Annotated in this window: 22 protein-coding genes; 7 read left to right on the top strand and 15 right to left on the bottom strand. The window is 30.1% G+C overall.

The features are described from left to right. Positions 1-24: 24 nt before the first annotated feature. A complete protein-coding gene (locus P2G10_RS00700; protein WP_275314807.1) occupies positions 25-588 on the bottom strand; it encodes a hypothetical protein in 564 nt (187 codons plus the stop codon). A 90-nt stretch (positions 589-678) separates the two neighbouring features. Further along, complete coding sequence (sucC, locus tag P2G10_RS00705) at positions 679-1,875, bottom strand: ADP-forming succinate--CoA ligase subunit beta (protein ID WP_218773056.1); 1,197 nt, start codon at positions 1,873-1,875, stop codon at positions 679-681. A gap of 218 nt (positions 1,876-2,093) precedes the next feature. Here sucC and P2G10_RS00710 point away from each other — a divergent pair, with 218 nt between their 5' ends. The 3 genes from P2G10_RS00710 (at position 2,094) to P2G10_RS00720 (ending at position 5,904) form a co-directional block, all read left to right on the top strand. After that, positions 2,094-4,556, top strand: coding sequence for a DUF5916 domain-containing protein (locus tag P2G10_RS00710; protein ID WP_275314810.1), 2,463 nt, complete (start codon positions 2,094-2,096; stop codon positions 4,554-4,556). 85 nt (positions 4,557-4,641) lie between these two features. After that, entirely contained in the window at positions 4,642-5,304 is a 663-nt protein-coding gene (locus tag P2G10_RS00715) for an ABC transporter ATP-binding protein (protein ID WP_275314812.1), read from the top strand. Positions 5,305-5,352: 48 nt separating this feature from the next. Beyond that, entirely contained in the window at positions 5,353-5,904 is a 552-nt protein-coding gene (locus P2G10_RS00720) for a CPBP family intramembrane glutamic endopeptidase (RefSeq protein WP_275314814.1), read from the top strand. A gap of 416 nt (positions 5,905-6,320) precedes the next feature. On the opposite strand, the gene P2G10_RS00725 is transcribed toward P2G10_RS00720, so the two are convergent. The 4 genes from P2G10_RS00725 to P2G10_RS00740 form a co-directional block, all read right to left on the bottom strand. Next, the gene (locus P2G10_RS00725) at positions 6,321-6,491 is read right to left on the bottom strand and encodes a hypothetical protein (RefSeq protein WP_275314816.1); all 171 of its coding nucleotides are present in this window, start codon (positions 6,489-6,491) and stop codon (positions 6,321-6,323) included. 168 nt (positions 6,492-6,659) lie between these two features. Further along, positions 6,660-9,674 (bottom strand): sensor histidine kinase, encoded by a 3,015-nt coding sequence (locus tag P2G10_RS00730; RefSeq protein ID WP_275314817.1) that lies wholly within the window; start codon positions 9,672-9,674, stop codon positions 6,660-6,662. Beyond that, positions 9,652-10,407, bottom strand: a complete 756-nt coding sequence (locus P2G10_RS00735; protein ID WP_275314819.1) for a LytR/AlgR family response regulator transcription factor — start codon at positions 10,405-10,407, stop codon at positions 9,652-9,654. Before P2G10_RS00735 ends, P2G10_RS00730 begins: the two co-directional genes overlap by 23 nt. Positions 10,408-10,494: 87 nt before the next feature. Then, on the bottom strand, positions 10,495-11,265 hold the full coding sequence (locus tag P2G10_RS00740; protein ID WP_275314820.1) for a TIGR02757 family protein: 771 nt from the start codon (positions 11,263-11,265) through the stop codon (positions 10,495-10,497). Between the two features lie 126 nt (positions 11,266-11,391). Between P2G10_RS00740 and P2G10_RS00745 the strand changes: the two genes are divergently transcribed. Both P2G10_RS00745 and P2G10_RS00750 read left to right on the top strand, forming a co-directional pair. Beyond that, positions 11,392-11,946 carry a PAS domain-containing protein gene (locus P2G10_RS00745; protein WP_275314821.1) on the top strand — a complete coding sequence of 185 codons (555 nt, stop codon included), beginning with the start codon at positions 11,392-11,394 and terminating at the stop codon, positions 11,944-11,946. A 10-nt stretch (positions 11,947-11,956) separates the two neighbouring features. Next, on the top strand, positions 11,957-12,337 hold the full coding sequence (locus P2G10_RS00750) for a DUF6122 family protein (protein WP_275314823.1): 381 nt from the start codon (positions 11,957-11,959) through the stop codon (positions 12,335-12,337). A 309-nt stretch (positions 12,338-12,646) separates the two neighbouring features. Here the strand turns inward: P2G10_RS00750 and P2G10_RS00755 are convergent, their stop codons facing one another. Continuing rightward, positions 12,647-13,384: a Dph6-related ATP pyrophosphatase gene (locus P2G10_RS00755; protein WP_218773066.1), complete on the bottom strand. Its 738-nt coding sequence runs from the start codon at positions 13,382-13,384 to the stop codon at positions 12,647-12,649. Positions 13,385-13,654: 270 nt separating this feature from the next. After that, positions 13,655-15,007: a 30S ribosomal protein S12 methylthiotransferase RimO gene (gene rimO, locus P2G10_RS00760; protein ID WP_275314825.1), complete on the bottom strand. Its 1,353-nt coding sequence runs from the start codon at positions 15,005-15,007 to the stop codon at positions 13,655-13,657. Positions 15,008-15,303: 296 nt separating this feature from the next. Here rimO and P2G10_RS00765 point away from each other — a divergent pair, with 296 nt between their 5' ends. Continuing rightward, positions 15,304-16,023, top strand: coding sequence for a hypothetical protein (locus P2G10_RS00765; RefSeq protein ID WP_275314827.1), 720 nt, complete (start codon positions 15,304-15,306; stop codon positions 16,021-16,023). Between the two features lie 70 nt (positions 16,024-16,093). Here P2G10_RS00765 and ftsY read toward each other — a convergent pair whose 3' ends face one another. The 7 genes from ftsY to P2G10_RS00800 all read right to left on the bottom strand — a co-directional run bounded on the left by ftsY (position 16,094) and on the right by P2G10_RS00800 (position 21,105). Continuing rightward, positions 16,094-17,047: a signal recognition particle-docking protein FtsY gene (gene ftsY, locus P2G10_RS00770; RefSeq protein WP_218773069.1), complete on the bottom strand. Its 954-nt coding sequence runs from the start codon at positions 17,045-17,047 to the stop codon at positions 16,094-16,096. 237 nt (positions 17,048-17,284) lie between these two features. After that, the gene (locus P2G10_RS00775) at positions 17,285-17,437 is read right to left on the bottom strand and encodes a DUF4295 domain-containing protein (RefSeq protein WP_218773070.1); all 153 of its coding nucleotides are present in this window, start codon (positions 17,435-17,437) and stop codon (positions 17,285-17,287) included. A 37-nt stretch (positions 17,438-17,474) separates the two neighbouring features. Next, a complete protein-coding gene (rpmG, locus tag P2G10_RS00780) occupies positions 17,475-17,657 on the bottom strand; it encodes a 50S ribosomal protein L33 (protein ID WP_028887391.1) in 183 nt (60 codons plus the stop codon). 27 nt (positions 17,658-17,684) lie between these two features. Continuing rightward, a complete protein-coding gene (gene rpmB / locus P2G10_RS00785) occupies positions 17,685-17,924 on the bottom strand; it encodes a 50S ribosomal protein L28 (protein WP_218773071.1) in 240 nt (79 codons plus the stop codon). 256 nt (positions 17,925-18,180) lie between these two features. Continuing rightward, positions 18,181-19,431: a competence/damage-inducible protein A gene (locus tag P2G10_RS00790; RefSeq protein WP_275314834.1), complete on the bottom strand. Its 1,251-nt coding sequence runs from the start codon at positions 19,429-19,431 to the stop codon at positions 18,181-18,183. A gap of 40 nt (positions 19,432-19,471) precedes the next feature. Further along, positions 19,472-20,080, bottom strand: coding sequence for a fumarylacetoacetate hydrolase family protein (locus P2G10_RS00795; RefSeq protein ID WP_275314836.1), 609 nt, complete (start codon positions 20,078-20,080; stop codon positions 19,472-19,474). A gap of 185 nt (positions 20,081-20,265) precedes the next feature. After that, on the bottom strand, positions 20,266-21,105 hold the full coding sequence (locus P2G10_RS00800; protein WP_218773074.1) for a 1,4-dihydroxy-2-naphthoyl-CoA synthase: 840 nt from the start codon (positions 21,103-21,105) through the stop codon (positions 20,266-20,268). Between the two features lie 92 nt (positions 21,106-21,197). Here P2G10_RS00800 and P2G10_RS00805 point away from each other — a divergent pair, with 92 nt between their 5' ends. Further along, complete coding sequence (locus P2G10_RS00805; protein ID WP_275314839.1) at positions 21,198-22,439, top strand: alpha/beta hydrolase-fold protein; 1,242 nt, start codon at positions 21,198-21,200, stop codon at positions 22,437-22,439. The last annotated feature ends 33 nt before the right edge of the window (positions 22,440-22,472 follow it).

The raw sequence follows: 22,472 nt of genomic DNA on the forward strand, positions 1-22,472 counted from the left end.
TCCTAGAAGAACTTCGCTATTAAATTAATCTTCACTTCCCCAAGGAGCACTTGGAGTCTCTATTTCTTTTGTTAAATCGAACTTTACAGAAAACAATCTATCAGTTCCTATTCTACGCAAATTATAGGTAAAACTTGTTTTATCAATCGTAACCCACCAAACGTTATTAGAAGCATGCGGGATTAAATTAGCTGTATATTTATCCGCAGGAAAAAATTGAATATTTTCTAATCCCATATTTGGATTAGAGCCACCATATTGTGTAATTTTATCTTCCGAGCCATCCTTATGTCGATGATCGTGTTTTAATTGTATGAATTTATCGGTATTCATGGTAAAAACCCACGTACGAGATTTATCATCCCCAACAAAAAAAGGAATTCTAATTGTATTGTTTTCACAAGAACGAACATGCATTACTAATTTCTCTCCTGTAAATCCATCGCCTTCTTTTGCTCCTGCTATTATTTTTCCTTCAAATGCTTTTCCACAATGAGTTTGTAAAGTATTCCAAAACAATTCGGAATTTGTTTTTTTTTGTGCTAGTAATTGAAAAGGAAGTAAAATAAGGATTAATAATTTTCTCATTATGTAGTATTTATATTGCAACAAGATAAAACAAAAAACCCTCACTTTAAAAGTGAGGGTTTTCCTACATATTTAACTAAAAACTAATTGTTAGGCTCCTAAAACTTCTGCAACTTTATCTGCAGCTTCCTGAAACTCAGTAGCAGAAATAATTTCCATTCCGCTATTGTCAATTAATTCTTTTGCTTCTTTAGCATTTGTTCCTTGTAAACGACAAATAATAGGTACATTAATTCTGTCTCCCATACTTTTGTAAGCATCTACAACTCCCTGAGCAACACGATCACAACGAACGATTCCTCCAAAAATGTTTACTAAAATTGCTTTTACGTTGGTATCTTTTAAGATAATTCCGAAAGCTTTTTCAACACGTTCAGCATCAGCAGTACCACCAACATCTAAAAAGTTAGCTGGCTCACCACCTGCTTGCTTAATTAAATCCATAGTTCCCATTGCTAAACCAGCTCCGTTTACCATACATCCAACATTACCATCTAAATCTACATAGTTTAAACCTGCAGCCTTCGCTTCTACTTCAATAGGATTTTCTTCACGAATATCACGCATTGCAGCATAATCTTTATGACGGTATAAAGCGTTTTCATCTAAAGTAACTTTAGCATCAACAGCCATTATTTTATCATCAGATGTTTTTAACACTGGGTTAATTTCGAACATTGCCGAATCTGATTTTACATACGCAGTATATAAAGCAGTAACAAATTTTGTCATTTCTTTTAATGCAGCACCGCTTAAACCTAAGTTAAAAGCAATTTTACGTGCTTGAAAAGGCATTAATCCTAAAGCAGGATCAATTTCTTCTGTAAAAATTAAGTGTGGTGTTTCTTCAGCAACAGTTTCAATATCCATACCACCTTCTGTAGAATACATAACCATGTTTCTACCAGTTGCACGGTTTAATAAAACTGACATATAATATTCATCTGGTTCACTTGCACCAGGGTAATATACATCTTCACAGATTAAAACTTGGTTTACTAATTTACCTTCAGCCGAAGTTTGAGGAGTGATTAACATCATTCCTAAAATATCATTAGAAATACTTTTTACCTCATCTAAGTTTTTAGCCAACTTAACTCCACCACCTTTTCCACGACCACCTGCGTGTACTTGTGCCTTAATTACGTGCCAACCTGTACCTGTTTCTTCTGTTAATTTCTTTGCCGCTTCAACAGCTTCTTCTGGTGTATTTGCAACAACTCCGCGTTGAATACGAACCCCAAAACTGTTTAATATTTCTTTACCTTGATATTCGTGTAAGTTCATTAGATATGAATTTTTAAAGTCGAACAAAAATACAAATTCAATTTATAATACATTACTATTTATTATAATTATTATAACTTTTATTTTCACATTTCTTTAACATTTTAACTGTAACAGTTCTTTTTTTAACATGTCTTTAGAGTAATTAACATGATTTTATGATTTACAGGCGTAATTCATAAATATTTTCGCAAATTATTTTACGCTACAAACTAACTATGTATAAAAGTACCACCTTACTATTTGCTATTTTGTTTTTTTCTAAAGGAGTTAAAGCTCAAGAGATTAATCAGAATAGAAAAAAAATGAACGCTACGCGCGTGTCTTCTCCCCCAAAGATTGACGGAATTATAAATGAAGCTTTATGGACCAACGTTCCTGTTGCAAAAGATTTTATAATGCTGCGCCCTACAAATGGCGAAAAAGAACCTAACACACATAAAACAGAAGTTAAATTAATATACGATAATCAGGCTATTTATGTGAGTGCTAAAATGTACACACCAGATACTTCCTTAATACCTGCTGAATTTAACAGTAGAGACAATATAGGTAATTCTGATTATTTTATGTTGATGATCAATCCAAATGATGACGGACAAAACCCTACCATGTTTATTGTAACCGCATCTGGTGTTCAGGTAGATTCCAAAGTTTCTAGCGGTAATGAAGATTATAATTGGAATGCCGTATGGAAAAGCGCTATTAAAATAAATGCTGATCACTGGGCAGTAGAAATGAAAATACCGTATCGCGCCTTGCGTTTTGCAAATACACCTATACAATCTTGGGGTGTAAATTTTCATAGAGAAGTTAAAAACTTAAATGCACGTTTTACGTGGAATCATATTGATAACACACAAGGAAGCTGGACACAGTATGACGGTTTAATTGAAAATTTAAAAAACATTACTCCTCCTACTCGTTTAAATTTTTATCCATATGCATCTGCAACAACCACTTCTTTTGAAGGGAAAACCGATTTTGACTGGAGTGTTGGTATGGATGTTAAATATGGTCTTACCGAAAACTTCACATTAGATGCTACCTTAATTCCCGATTTTGGACAAGTTGGTTTTGATGATGTTAGCTTAAATTTGGGGCCTTTCGAACAACAATTTTCTGAACAAAGGCAGTTTTTTACTGAAGGAACAGAGCTTTTTACAAAAGGTAATTTATTTTACTCTCGTAGAATTGGTAGTTCTCCTATAAGATCTGCTTCTGTAGATGAAGCTACCGAAACCTTAATAGACTCTCCTGACAAAGTGCAAATGCTAAATGCTATAAAAATATCAGGAAGAACAAAAAAAGGATTGGGTATTGGTTTTTTTAACGCAATTACAGACATAACAGAAGCCAAAATTCAGAATAACGACACAAAAGAGATCAGAACAGAAGTTCTAAATCCGTTTTCTAACTATAATATATTAGTGCTAGACCAGCAGTTTAATAAAAATTCATCAGTAACATTAATTAACACCAATGTTACTCGTGATGGTGATTTTAGAGATGCAAATGTTTCTGGTTTACTTTGGCATTTAGAAGATAAAAATAGTAAATACAATATTGACGGATCTTTTAAGATGAGTAATATTTATGACGATGAAAACAATCCTAATACAGGTTATACTTTTGATACAAGTATAGGTAAACAATCTGGTAATTGGAGAGGTGAAATTGGTTATAATTTCGAAAATAAAGATTTTAACCCAAATGATTTAGGTATTTTATTTAGTAACAACGAACAAACTATTTATGGTTTTGCTTCATACGAATCATTAAAACCTAAAGGAATATTTAATAGCTACAGAATAAGCACTTCTTATAATATTAATTTCCTACATGAATCAGGTACGTATATTGGTAGGTATCAAAATTTATCTTTTCGTGCAGAAACTAAAAGTAGGTTTGGTTTTGGTGGAAACATAAACTACGATAGTGAAAGCAAAGATTTTAATGAACCAAGACAAGGTAACACAAGTGGTATATTTTTTAGGAGACCACAAAGAGTAAATGTTAATCATTGGGGGTCTACCGATTATAGAAAAAAGTTTGCCATTGATTACGAATGGTATTACAACTTCTTTAAAGACAACCCTAAAGAAGGTTATGGATTTAGAATATCGCCAAGATATCGTTTTAGCAATAAATTTTCTTTAATATACGCCTTTAGATACGGGCAAACTCATAACGACCAAGGTTTTACTACCGAAGTTAGCCAGAGTGACATAGATGAAAACCCTACGCTTACACCATTTTTAGATGAAACAATATTCGGACAAAGAGATTGGACTACTTATGATAATTCTTTAACAGGTAAATATAGCTTTAATACAAAATCATCCATTTCGATGTCTTTTAGACACAACTGGAGTAAAGTACCGTATGAAAACCAATATTATACTTTAGATAATGATGGTGAATTAATAGCTAGTAATTATAGTGTTAATAATGACAAGAATTTTAACCGTTGGAATTTAGATGTAAACTACTTATGGCAATTTGCCCCTGGTAGCCAATTGATTGCTTTTTATAGAAATTCTATTTCAAATAATAACGACAATGCAAATCAGAGTTTCTCTGAGAATTTAAATACTCTTTTAAAAGAGTCTAACCGACATACATTTTCTGTTCGTTTTGTGTATTTTATCGACTACAACAACTTGAAAAACATTTTTTAACTTCTTATATATAACTTGAAATCAGATAACCTTTAAACGTTATCTGATTTCTTTTTTATACATTCGTTACATTGAATATATAACTATGATTATTGCTAAAAACATCCATAAACATTATGGAGAAGTTGAAATTTTAAAAGGTGTTAATCTTCATATTAAAAAAGGAGAAATTGTAGCTATTGTTGGTCCTTCGGGAGCAGGAAAAACTACGTTACTTCAAATTTTAGGAACCTTAGATAAACCTCAAGTAAATAAAAACTATGAGTTATTGGTTAACAATAGTGCTATAAAAGGTTTAAGTGACAAAGAAGTTTCGTCTTTTAGAAACAAACACATTGGTTTTATTTTTCAATTTCATCAATTACTACCTGAATTTACAGCTTTAGAAAACGTTTGTATTCCTGCTTTTATTGGTGGCAAATCTAAAATAGCTACCGAAAAAAGGGCTAAAGAATTATTATCTTTCTTAGGCTTATCACATAGAGAAAATCACAAACCTAACGAACTTTCTGGCGGTGAGCAACAGCGTGTAGCAGTTGCTAGGGCTTTAATTAATGAGCCTTCAGTTATTTTTGCTGATGAACCTTCTGGTAATTTAGATTCTACTTCTGCAGAAAACCTACACAACTTATTTTTTGAGTTAAGAGATAAATTCGGACAAACTTTTGTACTGGTTACCCACAACAAAGAATTGGCTAAAATGGCCGATCGTACTTTAACTATGAAAGATGGAGTTATTGTTGATTAATGTAACAAATTAACCTTTTTTACTTCTAATAACTAAATAAAGTTTATCATGAAAGATACATTTAAGGAATTAGTTGGGTATTTAAAAAATCCGGTATTAGAAAAAGATCCAAATCAAGATAATTCTTATCGTTTTAAAAAATTTTCACATTTACTAATTATCAGCATACTTACTGCTGTAGCTTTAACCCCTTTGCTAGCTTTAATTGAGCATTTGGGATTGGTAGATATGAATACGCATGCTATAGAGGAATTAAGAAAAAGCATGTCTAAAATAGCTCTTTTTGCTATTACAGTAATAGGCGCTCCTTTATCTGAAGAATTAATTTTTAGAGCTCCAATTACATTCTTTCAAAATAAGAAATATTTTAAAATAGTTTTTTATGCCTTTGCTTTAATTTTTGGTTTTATACATTTATCTAATTTCGGAATAACAACAAACGTACTTATACTAGCACCTATTTTAGTAGCTCCGCAAATTATACTAGGCGGTTATTTAGGTTTTATTAGAGTCCGTTTTGGCTTAATTTGGAGCATCCTTTTACATGCTTGTTACAATGCCTTTTTTATTTTAATTACTCTAATTACTGATATAGCATAAAAAAAATAGCACATATAAATGTGCTATTTTAATAAAAACCTACTGAAAATAATTTACTAAAACCATTTAAATAACTTTAAAAATTTTAGCCAAATCTTTTAATTTTTCATAACATTTAAAAGCTAAGATAAAACCCCTTAATTTTTATCTTATAATTATTACTTTACATATATCAAGAAGTAAGATAAATCCCCTTTTTTTCATCTTTAACACTCTTTTGACCATATACTTAAAAGTATCTTTTAATTAACAGCAGGTTGTTATTTTTTTATTTTAAACTTTAAACAAAGAAAAACAAATTAAACACTTAATTTTAAGTAACTTATTTAACGTATTCTTTTTTAAAGTAATCGTTCTATTTTTATTATAAAGTAGTTTTAGCGATTTAGTTTATCATAACTATAACTAGCAAAAACCTACACTGATTGTACATTGGTTATCTGATAAGAAAACCCATTAAAATGTTTTACTACTTTAACTTTTTTAAGCCAGTAGATAACACCTCCATGTATTACAGGTATAATTAAAAACTTAACCGTTACTAAACTATTAGATGTTCTTTTTCTTCTATGTAATGATATTTCCATAAGCTCTTTTTATTTTTAGAATTAAAATTCTACTGATAGCATATAAAGCAAAAAACTATTCCCCTAGCACAGTTTTAGTTCACTTTTAATATTAAATAAGAAATTTTTATTGAATCAACAGTAGATGTTATACTTCAAAGAAAAACAAATTAAACACTTATTTTATTACTAATTATTTAACGTATGCATTTTTAAAGTTACCGTTACTACCGTACCTTTTAAAGCTATTGATGTTATTGCTAGCGAGTCCTCTGGTAGATTTAATAAATGTAAGCGCTCTTTCACTAACTTAATTCCTTTTGATCTACTTTTTGTACTATTAGCATCAAAGCCCTTACCATTATCCGTAATTTCACAAATTAGTGAATCATTATTTTGGGTAAACTCTATTGTTAATAATGGTTTTTCAACTTTAATATTAAAGGCATGTTTAAATACGTTCTCTATTATTGGCTGCAATAACATTGGTGGAACTGCAATTTCTTCTGTATCTAAATTATTAGAAATTATTGAAGTATGAATTTTAGCTTGAAAACGTAAATTCTCTAGTTCTATATACGTTTGTAAATAGCTAATTTCTTCTGCTAAACTAATATATTGAAGTGATGAATTATAAAGTGTTTTTCGTATTAATTTAGAGAATTCTCCCATATATTTTAATGAATTGTCTACATCATTATCAATAATAAAATTCTGAATAGAATTCATCGCATTGAAAATAAAATGAGGATTCATTTGACTCTGTAAAGCTTCTATTTTAGTTTCTGACACTCTTTTATAAATAGCTTGCTTTAACACCTCTTCTTTTTTAATTCTTCTAACCCTAATCTTATAAATAATATAAAGAACAAATAGTGTAACAATTATACAAATACACATAAACCACCATGTTTTCCAAAAAGGAGGAAGTATCGTTATTTTTAAAATATTCTCGGCATAGGTTTCGCCAGTACTATAATCTTTAACTTCTACTTTTACATTATAATCACCATCTTCTAAATAGTTTAAATGTATTGTATTATCAACAGTCCAATTACTCCATTTACTATTTTCAATAGAAGCTATTTTGTATCTATATTTTAATTTATTAGGATACGGATGGTTTTTAACTACATATGTAAAAGATATTGTATTTCTATTATATGGCAGTTCTATCGTTTTTTTTAAGTACTGAAACCAATGGTAATTAGATGAAGCTAATTCCTCATAATTTACCTGTATATCTGTAATACTAAAATTATATGTTTTTGCTTTATGATTCGCTATAACTTTATCTAAATCTATATCGTAATATCCACTTTCACTTCCAACCAATAATTTATTTTTAGCTATAACTGCCGATGTAAATAAGGTATTATTTAAACCCTGCTCTTTATCTAAAAAAGTTATAGTATCATCCTTATAAAGATTAATTCCTTTCTCGGTTCCTATAATTAAATAATCATTATATATTTTTAAAAACAAGATACTATTACCTATAATATTTTTATTTTTAATAGTTTTTACTACTTTAAAATCATCTAAGGTTTCAGTTATAAAAACATCACCTCTAGAGGTACCTATTACTAATTGATCTTGATTATTAACAACAGCTTGAGTGAGTTCTTTTTCATCCCAAATATCATTTTTTAGAAACGAATTAAATTTTCCGTTTTGATATTTATAAAGACCTGTATACTTTGATAATAAATACAGTTCATTATGTACTTTTTCAATAGCAACAACACTTGTAGGGTTCTCTTTGTTTTCTAGTTCAAAAATGGTTGCTTCTATTTTAGCGTTAAGATTTTCTAATAAATAAATATGAGAGTAAGGTCTTTGAAAAAAAGCTTTATTTTTTGATGTAAAATAAAACGAATTTGTATAAATTGGAAAATATGTTTCTACTAAGTTCTGTTCAGACAGTTTAAATAATCCAATTGTAGTATTAACCCATATTTCGGTATTAAATTTTTTAATACTTTTAAATTCTAAATTTTTAAGACTATTGTTTTGAAACCTGCTTATTGCACTCTCTTTAAATATTAGTGTTTTATTATGATTATAAAAATAGCTGTATTTTGAATAAAAATCTTTGGGTGAAATATAACTAGTACTATTTTTTGATTTTATGTACAATCCTTTTTCTGATAAAACATAAGTCATAGTATCTTTAACCTGAATGTCTATAACATTTTTAATATCATTAAAAAATGCAATTTCTTTATTCAAATTAACTTTAAACACTCCTTTATCTAAAGTACCAACATATAAATTATTATTGTTTTTATCATAATCAATACACCATTGTTTGGTACTATTAATATTTAATAAAGTGTTTTGCTTTGATACCGAATTATTAGATACTTCATAAAGTCCGCCTGTAGGATAATTAATTCCATCTGCAACTCCATATACATTTTTGTTTTTATCCGCTGTATAATTCCAAAATACGCTATTTCCAAATTCGGCTAAAGGCATAGAGCCATTTATGTAACCTTCAATTGTAAATCTTCTAATAGCTTTATTTTCCTTCCAAGCTCCATCAAAACTTACTAATAAAGAATTTCCAACCTTAAATGTAGAGAAAACAGCATCATATTTATAATGCAAAAAGATTAGTTTATTATTTTTTTCATCATATTTCCATAAACCACTTCGGTACGTTTGAATGTAAACTTCGTTTTCATACACAAAGAAGTCCATTACTTGAAACATATCATCTTTTTTGTCAACTACATTTTTAACATTCTTAGAATTAATATCAATAATCGATACGCCATTTTTTGTACCAACAAACAGCTGTTCTTTATAAGAAAATAACTTCCGAATACGGTTATTAATTAATCCGTTTGATGTGTTTAAGACTGAAAAAATTTTACCATCAAAAAAAGTTAAACCTCCTCCATAACTTCCAAACCACATGTTTTTATTACTATCTTCTTCAATAGCCCAACAATTATTATATGCTAAACCATCTTCCTCATAAAAATTTGTGATTACATCATTGTTAATTTTAGAAATGCCAGCACCAGTACCCACCCACAAAAAACCTCTACTATCTTTTTTTATAGCATAAATACTTTTATTAGGTAAACCATCTAAAGTAGTATAGTTTTTAGAAGTATATGTTTGTGTAAATGCTAACTGATAGCATAACAAACAAACAAAAATTAGTAGTTTATTTTTTATGAAGTATCGCATTTAAAAAGCTTTCTTTTTTTCTTGATGCTATTGGTAGCTGTTCTCCGTTATTTAATTCTAAATATAAATCTACCGTTTTATTAAAACGAACAACATGGTTTAAGTTTACTAAGTACGATTTATGAATTCGATGAAAATTAGTCTTCGGCAATAATTCATCAATATATTTTAATGTTTTAGACAACGTTATTTTTTTACCGTTTACAAGCGTTACAGAACTGTAATTACTATCTGCTTGGCAGTATAATATTTTATTAGGATTTACAATTTCATAACCCGAATCTGTTGGTAAGGCTATTTTATTAAAATTAGTATCACCTATATCTATTTGATTTAATATCTCTTTTAAATTACTATCCTGATCTTTATTTTTTAATGTTAGCTTGTAACGTTTAACCGTTTCTAACAAATCTATATAGTTTATAGGCTTTAATAAATAATCTAAAGCGTTTTCTTTAATTGCTTTTATAGCATGCTCAGAATACGCTGTTGTAAAAATAACATCAAACTTTCTTTTTTCAATTTCTTTTAATAATTGAAATCCATTTTTATTAGGCATTTCTATATCTAAAAAAACTAATTCAGGTTCGTGCTTCTCAATAGCTACAATAGCTGTATCAACGCTTTCGCATTTATCAAGTATTAAAAACTGATTTGGTAAATATCTATTTAATAACTTTTCTAAAAACTCTCTAGCATTGTATTCATCATCAACAATAATTGTTTTTATCATAGCTGTAAATTTAGTTTATTAGAGATCTTATACATTTCTGAATTAGTTTACGCTGCAAATAGCCGTTTTAAAGTTATTCTAATTATTTTAAAATTTCTCAAAAACACCTAATCCGAATAAAGCAAAATCGTACTTCACCGGATCATCTTTATCTAATTTTCGTAAAGAGGTATCTAATTCTAATAATGCCTTTGCATCATTTTGTTTGCGAGTTAACATTCCTAACTTTCGTGCTACATTGCCAGAATGAACATCTAAAGGGCATGATAAAACTGAAGGAGAAACACCTTTCCAAAGTCCAAAATCTACCCCTGTTTCATCATTTCTAATCATCCATCTTAGCCACATGTTAATTTTTTTAGCAGCAGAACCTTTATAAGGATCCGAAACATGTTTTGTTGTTCTTGCCGGATGCGCTATTTCAAAGAATATTTTTTTAAACTCATGAATTGCTGGTTGCAAAGAATCTTCTGAAGCATGATTTGTAAAAATAGCTTCTAAACCGTTACGGTTCTCATAAATATTTTTTAAAGCCTTTATAAAAAACCTTAAATCGATAGGATTAAAAGTTCTATGAACAAACCCCTCTAACCTATCTAAATCAGAATCTTGGTGATTCATTATAAAATCGTAGGGCGAATTATCTAGTAAATCAATTATACGGTTCCCGTTTTTAACAATCATCTTTCTATTACCCCAGGCAATTGTTGCTGCTAAAAAACCAGCTATTTCAATATCTTCTTTTAATGAAAATTTATGCGGAATAGAAATAGGGTCTTCAGCTATAAAATTAGGAGTATTAAACTCAATAACTTTGGCGTCTAAAAACTCTTTTAATTCTTTAAAATCTAAATTCATATTCAAATATAATCATATTGTATGTCTTTATACAAGTAGCTATAATCCAAGACAAAATATGTTGTACATTATTCAGTTTAAAGATTTTAATTCCTTACTTTTACAATATTAATTAACTTAACTTCTATGAAAAATAATTTGTTAGACATGATGTGCTTAGATGTGTACCTATCTTCTTTAAGCAAAGAAAAGTATGCAGAAACTAAGGCGCTAATACAACCATCTCCAAAACAAAATATTAATTTATTAAGTTGGGGAATACACGATTTATTTTTCGATAACAAAACCAAAGAAGATATAAACAGCCTTCAAGCACTTGCAAATAATTTTAACTGGAAAAATGAAATTGCTGAAATTTTAAATGACAATGTTTACGAATCTCTTGTAATAACAAACACCAGCAAGAAAATAATTTGGGTTAGCGATGGCTTTAAAAAAATGACAGGCTACAACAAAGAATATGCTTTGCAAAAAACAGCTAACTTTTTACAAGGCAAAGAAACATCTGAAGCTACAAAAAGTAGCATTCGTAAAAAAATATTAGCCAATAAACCATTTAAAGAAGTTATTGTTAATTACAGAAAAGACAAATCTACTTACAAATGTGAGTTGAATGTTTTTCCGTTGTTTTCTAGATCAGGAACCACTCATTTTTTAGCCTTAGAAAGAGAAGTTGCTTAACTTTATTAAGATGCAAACATTTATTCACTACTTCTTACACTTCGGGTTTCCGCTTATAATTGCCTATTTATTTTTTAAAAGTGATTGGAAAAAAGTCTACTTAATTTTAATAGCAACCATGCTGGTAGATTTAGATCATTTATTATCTACGCCAATATTTCAGCCGAACAGATGCAGCTTCGGCTTTCATCTTTTTCACTCTTATTTCGCCATGATTGGCTACGTAATTTTATTGTTCTTTAAAAAACCGTACCGTATAATTGGTATGGGTCTTTTACTACACATGCTCACCGATTTAATAGATTGCCTGTTTATGTACAACAACTGCAAAACGTGTTACGAAAACACTCCAGCAACATCAGTTTTAAAGTTTATAACAGCACTCTTTTAAAACAAAATAAGCACTAGCTATAAATTTATTTGAAGCTATTTCCCACTTTACGCACTCGCTTTTTTTTGAAAAAAAATCAAAAAAAGAGCTCAAACAAATGCTTCAATCGGGGCTAAAAACCTATGATACAACTTTAAAAAATTAAAACTTGTTAAAAAATATTTCACCCTAAAAAACCGAATCCGTCAAACTGAATTTATTTCAGTTTCACATCTTATTTTGCCATCCTTCTTAATTTTATGCGATGCTGAAATAAATTCAACATGACGTTTACATCTAAAAAACTTTATTAAAAGTTTAAACAGGCTCTTATTCTTTTAGTTTTAAATCGCAATACCAAAAACTAGTGTCGTAATTTTTAACTTTTTCTGACGTGCCTTTATGACAGTTCTGAGAATCATCTTTATTTAACGTATATGATTTTAGCAATTTCTCACCTATTTCAAATTCAATTGGTTTACTAAAAATTGGTCCGTCAAAACAAAAAGTATGAAACTCACCATTTTCACCACAAACATCAACATCATCTGGTAATTCATTTATAAAATCTTCATCAATGATTCTACCAACAAATTCTTCTCCTAGTTTTTTAGCATTTACACAAACCGTAATCGTTTTAAAACCGAGTGCTAAAAATTCTCTCAATAATTCTTTCGTGTCTTGTTTCCATAACGGATACACGCCTGTAATACCAACTTCTTGTAATTTTGTATCTCTGTATTTTCTTAAATCTTCTAAGAATATATCTCCAAAAACAGCATGATTTAATCCTATTAATTTTAACTCTGCAGTTTTTTCAAGCATTTTCTCATTATACAAATCCATCGTTACATCCGCAGGGAAATATATTTTCTCTAAAGGAATACCAATGCTTTCTGCTTGTGCTTCTAATAAGTTTTCATGAAGTCCGTGCATAGAAACACGTTGATAATCTTCGTTTACATTCGTTATCAACTTTTCGATATGATATTCTTTTTGCTGCAATACTTTATACAATGCAAATGCCGAATCTTTTCCTGAACTCCAATTAAAATATGCTTTTTTCATAAGGCTAAATTATAGAATTTAAAGCATAAAAAATCCCGCTAAAAGCAGGATTTATATTTTAATATAAGTTTATTAGAGTTTGTTTAAATTTCATTTAAAAACCTTTTATCACTAAAGCTAAAAAATCGAATCCGTCAAACTTAATTTATTTCGGTTTCGCATCTTAATTCACTGTAGTTCTTAGTTTTATGCGATGCTGAAATAAATTCAGCATGACGTTTATATCTAAAAAAGTACTTTATTTAGAATTTAAAACAAACTCTTAATGATTTATTTTCTTTTTTGATTTAAGCTTGTTGGTTTTTCTTGCTTTACTAGCGGAGTTCCGTACAAGTCAAAATCACCAGCTTCATCAATTTCAATATCTATAAACTCTCCTAGTTTTATATAATGTTTGGTAGCATCTACAATTACATCGTTATCTACATCTGGCGAATCAAATTCTGTACGACCGTAAAAATACTCTCCGTCTTTTCTATCAAATAAACAACGGAATGTTTTTCCGATTTTTTGCTGATTTAATTCCCAAGATATTTGAGATTGTACTTCCATAATTTCGTTTACACGACGGAATTTCACATCTGCAGGTACATCATCTTCTAAAACAAAAGCACCGGTATTTTCTTCATGAGAATATTCAAAAGCTCCCATTCTCTCAAAACGCATTTCTTCAACCCAATCTTTTAATTCCTGAAACTGTTCTTCAGTTTCTCCTGGATATCCAACAATTAAAGTTGTACGTATTGCCATATTTGGCACCGCCTCTCTAAACTTATAAATCAACGATGTTGTTTTTTCGTGAGTTGTACCACGCTTCATCGATTTTAAAATCTCGGTATTTATATGTTGTAACGGAATATCTAAATAGTTACAAACCTTCGGCTCGTTTTTCATTACGTCTAATACATCCATCGGAAAACCTGTAGGAAATGCATAATGCAAACGAATCCATTCTATTCCGTCAACCTTTACCAATTCTTTTAATAAATCAGCTAAAGCACGTTTTTTGTAAATATCTAATCCATAATAGGTTAAATCTTGTGCAATTAACATCAATTCTTTAATTCCTTTCTCAGCTAACTTTGTTGCTTCGATAACAATATCTTCAATTGGTGTCGATTTATGTTTTCCTCTCATTAAAGGAATTGCACAGAAAGAACATGGGCGATCACAGCCTTCAGCAATTTTTAAATACGCATAATGTTTTGGTGTTGTTGTTAAACGCTCACCAATTAACTCGTGTTTATAATCTGCCTCTAATACTTTTAATAATTCTGGTAACTCATGTGTACCAAAATACTGATCTACATTTTTAATTTCATTCTCTAAATCGGGCTTATAACGCTCACTTAAACAACCAGAAACAAATACTTTGTCTATTTCTCCTGCTTCTTTACGCTGTGCATAATGCAAAATAGTATCAATACTTTCCTCTTTAGCTTTACCTATAAAACCACATGTATTAATTACAACAATATTACCATCATCTTCTGGGTCTTCATGAACTACGTTTTTACCGTTGGCTTTTAATTGTCCCATTAAAACTTCACTATCATAAATATTTTTAGAACAGCCTAAGGTAACTACGTTTATTTTATTTTGCTTTGGTGATTTTGTGCGCATTATACTATAAAAATTTAGAGTACAAAGATACGTTTTAAATATATCTTTCTATTTTAAAATTAAAAGAAGCATGGCCTTATTTTACAAAGGGTTTTCTTTTTAAAAAAATTAAAAACTATTATTCAATACATTTAATTTAAATAAAAACATTCTATTAGTCAACTATTATAACGCTTATACCTAGTAAAACAATATATAAAACTATAAAAACACAACTAATTAACATTAAAAAATAAGAAAATCTAAAATAAACGGCACAAACATTGATTAAAATTCTTAAGTAAAACAAAAAAACTATGAAAAAAATACTACTCGTAACAGTCTTTAGTATTATCACATTAAATTTAAAAGCTCAAAGTAAAAAGTATTCCTACCCCAAAAAAAACAAAGAAGAAACAACACTTAATTTGCTAATGAGAAAAATGAACCTATCATTTGCTTTAAAAGGAGAAGTATTACCCTCCATAGGTAATGTTTTTATTTTTGGATGGAATATACTCGTTAGTGGTGATAAAAAGGATGAAAATGGTAAAAGAATTTTGGTTGACGGTAAAGCTGTACCTATATGCGCAGGATGTGAAATAGATTTTATACAAAATAATGGCGGTGGAGAAATTAAACTAGATTATTATTTAACACCTGGTATTATAATTTCAGGCGGAATAAACTCTACTGGTTATGACAAGTACTATTTTGGAGAAAATATAAACCATAAAGGTTATTTCTTTGAAACTCAATTAAAGCCAAATCTAAATTCTGATTTCTATTTCTTTGGACAACTTGGTAGAACAAAATCTATTTTTTTACAAAATAAAGAAATAATTAAACATGCACAATACGCCACTGGTTTTGGAGTTGGAAATGATTATTATGGGTTTGATATAGGTGCAAATTTCTTTGGAGCATCAAATGAAATGAAACAAAAATTATTAGAAAACACTACTGCAACTAATATACAAAAATCTTATTTAGAATCCGTAAGAGTAATGCTACGCTTAACTATAAAAGTCTTTTAACTGTAGATTATTAAGCTTAAAACAAAAAAACTCCTTGAAAGGAGTTTTTTTTGTTCTATTATCATGACACCTATTTAAAAAAAGAATCTACAAACTCGTATTTATTAAACACTTGTAAATCGTCTATTCCTTCTCCTACTCCGATATATTTTACGGGTATTTTAAATTGATCTGAAATACCAATTACAACACCTCCTTTTGCTGTTCCATCTAATTTGGTAACTGCCAAAGAAGTAACTTCTGTTGCTTTGGTAAACTGTTTTGCTTGTTCAAAAGCATTTTGACCCGTAGAACCGTCTAAAACCAATAAAACATCATGTGGTGCATCTGGAATCACCTTTTGCATTACACGTTTAATCTTCGTTAACTCATTCATTAAATTAACTTTATTGTGTAAACGACCTGCGGTATCTATAATTATTACATCTGCATCTTGATTTACACCCGACTTTACCGTATCAAACGCTACAGAAGCAGGATCAGAACCCATTTCTTGACGAATTATAGGAACATCTGTTCTATCTGCCCAAACCTGTAATTGATCTATTGCAGCCGCTCTAAACGTATCTGCTGCTCCAAGAACAACTTTTAATCCTTGCTTTTTAAACTGAGATGCTAATTTACCAATCGTAGTTGTTTTACCTGCTCCGTTTACTCCCACCACCATTATTACATATGGCTTTGTGTTTGCTGGAACGGTAAATTCGGTATCGTCTTTTGTGTTTGTCTCAGAAAGTAAACCTGCAATTTCTTCTCTTAAAATCTGATTTAACTCTTCTGTTCCTACGTATTTATCTTTAGCAACCCTAGTTTCAATTCTTTCGATAATTTTTAACGTAGTATCTACACCAACATCAGAAGAGACTAATACTTCTTCTAAATTATCTAAAACATCATCATCTACTGTTGTTTTTCCGGCAACAGCTTTAGATAGTTTAGAGAAAAAACTAGATTTTGTTTTCTCTAATCCTTTGTCTAATGTTTCTTTTTTCTCTTTTGAGAAGATTTTCTTAAAAAAACTCATAGTTAAATTTTATAATCGTTTATATAGGTTAAAAACTATACCAAACTTATTATATAGTCAAATTGTCATTACACGATTACTTTCGCGTTAAGGATTGCGGCATTGTTGAAGCTCCTCGCAGAGAGCGACTGCCAAAAGCCTGACCCGAAGGGTAACGCTCAAAAATACAGTTTTTTAGCACAAAAAAAAAGCTACTCTCTAATGAAAGTAGCTTTTGTTTATTTTGTAGTAAAAGTATTAATTTTTCGCGATAAAATCATTTACTTTTGCAGGATCCATAATAGCTTCAACAAATGTGTAAGCTCCTGTTTTTGGAGATTTTACCATTTTAATCGCTTTAGTTAACCTTTTTGCGCCTGTTTGTAACGATGCTACTGATTTCTTTGCCATGTTATATGGGTTATTTAAAGTTTAAAAAAACTTATAATTATTTAATTTCTTTATGAACTGTCATCTTCTTTAAGATAGAATTAAATTTCTTTAATTCCATTCTATCTGGAGTGTTCTTTTTGTTCTTTGTAGTAATATAACGTGAAGTTCCTGGTTTACCAGTTGCTTTGTGTTCAGTACATTCTAAAATAACCTGAACTCTGTTTCCTTTTTTTGCCATCTCTGTAAAATTTTATCTAGTAAGGAATTACTTAGTTAAGAAACCGTTTACTCTAGCATCTTTAATTACTGCAGAGATTCCTTTTTTATTAATATTTTTTAATGCAGAAGCAGATACTTTTAAAGTAATCCATTTATCTTCTTCTGGTATATAAAAACGCTTAGTCATTAAATTAGCGTTAAATTTTCTTTTAGTTCTATTTAATGCGTGAGAAACATTGTTCCCAACCATAGCTTTTTTTCCTGTAAGTTCACAAACTCTAGACATCTTCTTGACAGTTTTTAGTATTATTTCTAAACGAGGTGCAAATTTACGCATTTATATTGATTGCGCAAAAAAAACTCATTTAAATTCTTATTATTTTTGATATATTCTAACTGAAGCTAAGCATCTAGCCCATCGGAATCGTAACAGTCGGCAAATTTACAAATTATTTTAATAAATATAACTTATATTTTTAAATATTTGAAGACTATTATAGAAAGATCTTTGTATTAATAGCAAGACACTTAAAAACAACGCTTTAATTATTTTTTAAAACATTTTCTCGCAACAACTCTAGTGCTTTTGTAACTGTTCTATTTAATACTTTCTCTCGCGGTTGCCCAAAATCAAACTCATATACTTCTACATTATTTTTTTCGGCAATAGCAATATAAACCAACCCTACATTCTTATTGTTATTATCTGTAGTAGGCCCAGCGTTTCCTGTTACCGCAATGGCATAATCCGTTTTTAACTGCTCTAAACAACCAATTGCCATTTCTTTAGCAACCTCTTTACTTACAACTGTAAATTCTTCAATTAATTGCATTGGCACTCCTAGTAATTGCTCTTTTAATGCCGCAGTATAGGTAATAAAACCTCCTTTAAAATAAGCAGAAGATCCTGCTACAGAAACTAAATCAGCTCCTATTCTACCACCTGTTAAACTCTCAGCAACACTTACCGTTTTATTGAATTTCTTTAACAAACCACCTACACTACTTTCTATAGATGCTTCTTCATCATAACCAACAATAACGTCAGAAATTAAGGCACTTAGCTCAAAAACACTTTTTGCGACTTCTTTTTCTATAAATTCTTTATCAGCTCCTTTTGCTGAAATTCGCAATCTTACTTTACCAAACGATGGCAAATACGCTAATTTAATGTGTGCAGGTAAGTTATTTTCCCACGCTTCAATTCTTTCGGCAATAACACTTTCACCAACACCAACCGTCATTATTGTTGTGTGCGATATAAATGGTAATTTAAATTTTTCTTGAATTTTAGGCAATACCGCATTCGTAATTAATCCTTTCATCTCATAAGGCACGCCTGGCAATGAAACAAAAACAGTATTATTTTCATAAAACCACATACCTGGCGCGGTACCGAAATAGTTCATTAATAAAGTTGCCTTAGATGGCAACTGTGCCTGGTATCTTTGCACTTCGTTAAAAGGGTGCTTTATTTTTTTGAATAAACTTTTTATATGTTCAATTACCTCCTGATACTCAACAACCTCATCGTCTTTAAAATATTCGGCAATTGTTTTTTTAGTGATATCATCTTTTGTCGGGCCAAGGCCTCCTGTTATAATTACGATATCTGCTCTACTTTCTGCTTCTTTTAAAGCATTTAAAATATGTTGCTTTTCATCTTGAATAGAGGTTATTTGGTATACTGAAACGCCTATTTTATTTAATTCCTGCCCAATCCATTGTGAATTTGTATCCACAATTTGACCTATAAGAATCTCATCTCCAATTGTTATTATTTCTGCGTTCATATGCTTATTAAAAAAAATCCCGCAAAAGCGGAATTTATAATTATTTTATTTTAATTTCAAAAGCTTGTTTACCTTCAATAACACCAGTTAAAATGTCATTTTCTTTTACAGCGCCAACTCCTGCTGGTGTTCCCGTAAAAATAACATCTCCTTTTTTTAAGGTAAAATATTGCGACACATAACTAATCAATTCATCTATTTTCCATAACATCGATGCTGAATTTCCATCCTGAACTACCTCCTCGTTTTTATGTAACTGAAAAGAAAAATTATCTAAGTTAAAATCTTCTTTCGGATAAAATGTTCCAATAACGGCACTACCATCAAAAGCTTTTGCTTTTTCCCAAGGCAATCCTTTTTCTTTACATTTTGCTTGCACGTCTCGTGCCGTAAAATCGATTCCCAATCCTATTTCGTCATAATATTTATGAGCGAATTTAGGAGAAATATGTTTTCCTACTTTATTTATTTTCACCAAAATCTCCACTTCATAATGAATATCATTAGAAAAAGGCGGAATAAAAAAAGGCATTTTCTTCGGAAGGATTGCTGAATCTGGCTTCAGAAAAACAACAGGATTTTCTGGTTTTTCATTTGCTAATTCTTCGATATGCTTGGCGTAATTACGCCCAATACAAATTATTTTCATATTTAAAATAAAGGTGTCTATTCGAATAAAATGAAGCAATCTAACCATAAGATTACTTCGTCATACTTCCTTGTAATGACATGATTAATTTTTAAGCTAGAACGTCATTGCGAATAAAATGAAGCAATCTTTTACATAGATTATTTCATTCCACTTCGTTGCGATAGCAAACTAAATACTCCGCTCTATGGAATCCAAGTTTTTGGAAAGTTTGGTTTTCTTTTTTCAAGAAATGCATCCCTACCTTCTTTAGCCTCATCTGTCATATATGCTAAACGTGTAACTTCACCAGCAAATACTTGCTGACCTACCATTCCGTCATCTGTTAAGTTCATTGCAAACTTCAACATTTTTATAGATGTTGGCGATTTTTCTAAAATCTCTTGTGCCCAATCAAAAGCTGTCTGCTCTAATTCGTCATGAGGTACAACCGCATTTACCATTCCCATATCATACGCTTCTTGCGCGGAATAATTTCTTCCTAAAAAGAAAATTTCACGAGCTCTTTTCTGCCCTACCATTTTTGCTAAATATGCCGATCCATATCCTGCATCAAACGAAGTTACATCAGCATCGGTTTGCTTAAAGATAGCGTGTTCTTTACTTGCCAAAGTTAAATCACAAGTAACATGTAAACTATGTCCGCCACCAACTGCCCAACCCGGAACCACACAAATTACTGCTTTTGGCATAAAGCGAATTAATCGCTGTACTTCTAATATATTTAAACGATGATAACCGTCTTTACCTACATATCCTTTTTCACCGCGTGCATTTTGATCTCCACCAGAGCAGAAACTCCAAATCCCGTCTTTAGTTGAAGGCCCTTCCGCAGATAACAATACCACTCCTATATTCGTATCTTCATGCGCATCCTGAAAAGCATCTAACAATTCTGATGTTGTATGCGGACGAAATGCATTACGCACATTTGGACGGTTAAATGCTATTCTCGCTACATTGTGCGACTTTTTATAAGTAATATCTTCATACTCTTTGGCAACTTTCCATTGAGGTTGTATCATAATTTTAAAATATTATCGTTAGTAAGTAGAGCAAAAATAACATAATAACTTTGTTTTTCTTTTCTATATTTGAACGATATAATACGAATCTTATGAAACAACTATATTTTTTAGTTACTTTATTACTAAGTACCAGCCTTTTTTCGCAAAAAATAATTACCGAAAAAATTAATTCTATCGAATTTACGAAAGGTAGATCTGTAAAAATTTACATTCCTGAAAACTACGATAATGATGAAACTGTTAGTTATCCTTTAGCTATTGTTTTAGGTGATCAATATCTTTTTGACATGTATGTGGGTAATGCTAAATTATATGCTAATACAGATAAAGCTCCACGACAAATAGTTGTTGGAATAAATATGAGCAATACCTACAATGAAGATATCTCTATTATTCCTTCAAACAATGCTTTAACGACAACTGCCGAAAAATTTCAAAATTTTATAAAGAACGAATTGATTCCGCATATGGAATTAAACTACAGAACTTCTCCTTTCATGACCATTGCAGGTCAAGGAAAAGCAGCCGATTTTGTTACTTATTTCTTAAAAGATGCGCAGCCAATTTTTAACTCATATCTTTGTATTACGCCCGAACTTACACAGTTTAGCGCTAGCAGAATTCAATCATATTCTTTAGATAGACTAGGAACTATCGACAACTCTTATTTTATCTATGCTAGTAACAATAAAGAGTATATAAATCCGAAACAAAACGATCGATTTAGCGAAATAGGAACTTACTTATCTTCTTTTAATGCTAAAAACATGCATATTACATTCGATAAATTCACGAATGCACCTAACTATTTATCTGTTATTGGTGAAACAATACCAAGAGCTTTCGAGAAAATGTTTTATCTATATGCTAAGATTACTAAAAACGAATTTGAGACAAATATTAAGGAGCTAGGTCCTTTAGAGGCTATAAAATATGTTGAACAAAAATATTTAGATATTCAATATTTATATGGATCGAATTTAAATGTTCGTTTAGATGATATTTTTGCCATTGAAGGAATTGTTATTGATAAATTAGATGGTGATTATTTGCGTGTTTTAGGTGATTTTGTAATGATTAAATATCCTGATTCTCATATTGGTGATTTTTATGTAGGAAAGTATTACGAAAAAGGAAAAGATTACGAAAAAGCAGAGTTTTACTACAAAGCTGCTTATGGTAAAATGGAACCTTCGGACCCAAATGCGAATGCTTTTTATGAAAATATTAAACGTGTAACAGATCTTAAAGAAAGTCAACCTAAAGAAGAAATTATTGAAGATTTTCCTGAAGAGGATGATAATGAAGAGAAAAAAGAAGACGATAAATAAAGTAGTATATCTAAAATAAAAACGGCGACTTAA

Source organism: Tenacibaculum bernardetii (genome assembly GCF_029125915.1).
GTDB classification, from domain to species: Bacteria; Bacteroidota; Bacteroidia; order Flavobacteriales; family Flavobacteriaceae; genus Polaribacter; species Polaribacter bernardetii.

Bases quoted from the DNA above. Each gene is read 5' to 3' on its own strand.
- P2G10_RS00710 (WP_275314810.1), top strand. From the start codon at position 2,094: ATGTATAAAAGTACCACCTTACTATTTGCTATTTTGTTTTTTTCTAAA.
- rimO (WP_275314825.1), bottom strand. From the start codon at position 15,007: ATGCGCACAAAATCACCAAAGCAAAATAAAATAAACGTAGTTACCTTA.
- P2G10_RS00755 (WP_218773066.1), bottom strand. From the start codon at position 13,384: ATGAAAAAAGCATATTTTAATTGGAGTTCAGGAAAAGATTCGGCATTT.
- P2G10_RS00805 (WP_275314839.1), top strand. From the start codon at position 21,198: ATGAAACAACTATATTTTTTAGTTACTTTATTACTAAGTACCAGCCTT.
- P2G10_RS00765 (WP_275314827.1), top strand. From the start codon at position 15,304: ATGAAAAAAATACTACTCGTAACAGTCTTTAGTATTATCACATTAAAT.
- P2G10_RS00745 (WP_275314821.1), top strand. From the start codon at position 11,392: ATGAAAAATAATTTGTTAGACATGATGTGCTTAGATGTGTACCTATCT.
- P2G10_RS00800 (WP_218773074.1), bottom strand. From the start codon at position 21,105: ATGATACAACCTCAATGGAAAGTTGCCAAAGAGTATGAAGATATTACT.
- rpmG (WP_028887391.1), bottom strand. From the start codon at position 17,657: ATGGCAAAAAAAGGAAACAGAGTTCAGGTTATTTTAGAATGTACTGAA.
- P2G10_RS00750 (WP_275314823.1), top strand. From the start codon at position 11,957: ATGCAAACATTTATTCACTACTTCTTACACTTCGGGTTTCCGCTTATA.
- P2G10_RS00715 (WP_275314812.1), top strand. From the start codon at position 4,642: ATGATTATTGCTAAAAACATCCATAAACATTATGGAGAAGTTGAAATT.
- P2G10_RS00735 (WP_275314819.1), bottom strand. From the start codon at position 10,407: ATGATAAAAACAATTATTGTTGATGATGAATACAATGCTAGAGAGTTT.
- rpmB (WP_218773071.1), bottom strand. From the start codon at position 17,924: ATGTCTAGAGTTTGTGAACTTACAGGAAAAAAAGCTATGGTTGGGAAC.
- P2G10_RS00790 (WP_275314834.1), bottom strand. From the start codon at position 19,431: ATGAACGCAGAAATAATAACAATTGGAGATGAGATTCTTATAGGTCAA.
- P2G10_RS00725 (WP_275314816.1), bottom strand. From the start codon at position 6,491: ATGGAAATATCATTACATAGAAGAAAAAGAACATCTAATAGTTTAGTA.
- P2G10_RS00730 (WP_275314817.1), bottom strand. From the start codon at position 9,674: ATGCGATACTTCATAAAAAATAAACTACTAATTTTTGTTTGTTTGTTA.
- P2G10_RS00775 (WP_218773070.1), bottom strand. From the start codon at position 17,437: ATGGCAAAGAAATCAGTAGCATCGTTACAAACAGGCGCAAAAAGGTTA.
- P2G10_RS00720 (WP_275314814.1), top strand. From the start codon at position 5,353: ATGAAAGATACATTTAAGGAATTAGTTGGGTATTTAAAAAATCCGGTA.
- P2G10_RS00700 (WP_275314807.1), bottom strand. From the start codon at position 588: ATGAGAAAATTATTAATCCTTATTTTACTTCCTTTTCAATTACTAGCA.
- P2G10_RS00740 (WP_275314820.1), bottom strand. From the start codon at position 11,265: ATGAATTTAGATTTTAAAGAATTAAAAGAGTTTTTAGACGCCAAAGTT.
- ftsY (WP_218773069.1), bottom strand. From the start codon at position 17,047: ATGAGTTTTTTTAAGAAAATCTTCTCAAAAGAGAAAAAAGAAACATTA.
- sucC (WP_218773056.1), bottom strand. From the start codon at position 1,875: ATGAACTTACACGAATATCAAGGTAAAGAAATATTAAACAGTTTTGGG.
- P2G10_RS00795 (WP_275314836.1), bottom strand. From the start codon at position 20,080: ATGAAAATAATTTGTATTGGGCGTAATTACGCCAAGCATATCGAAGAA.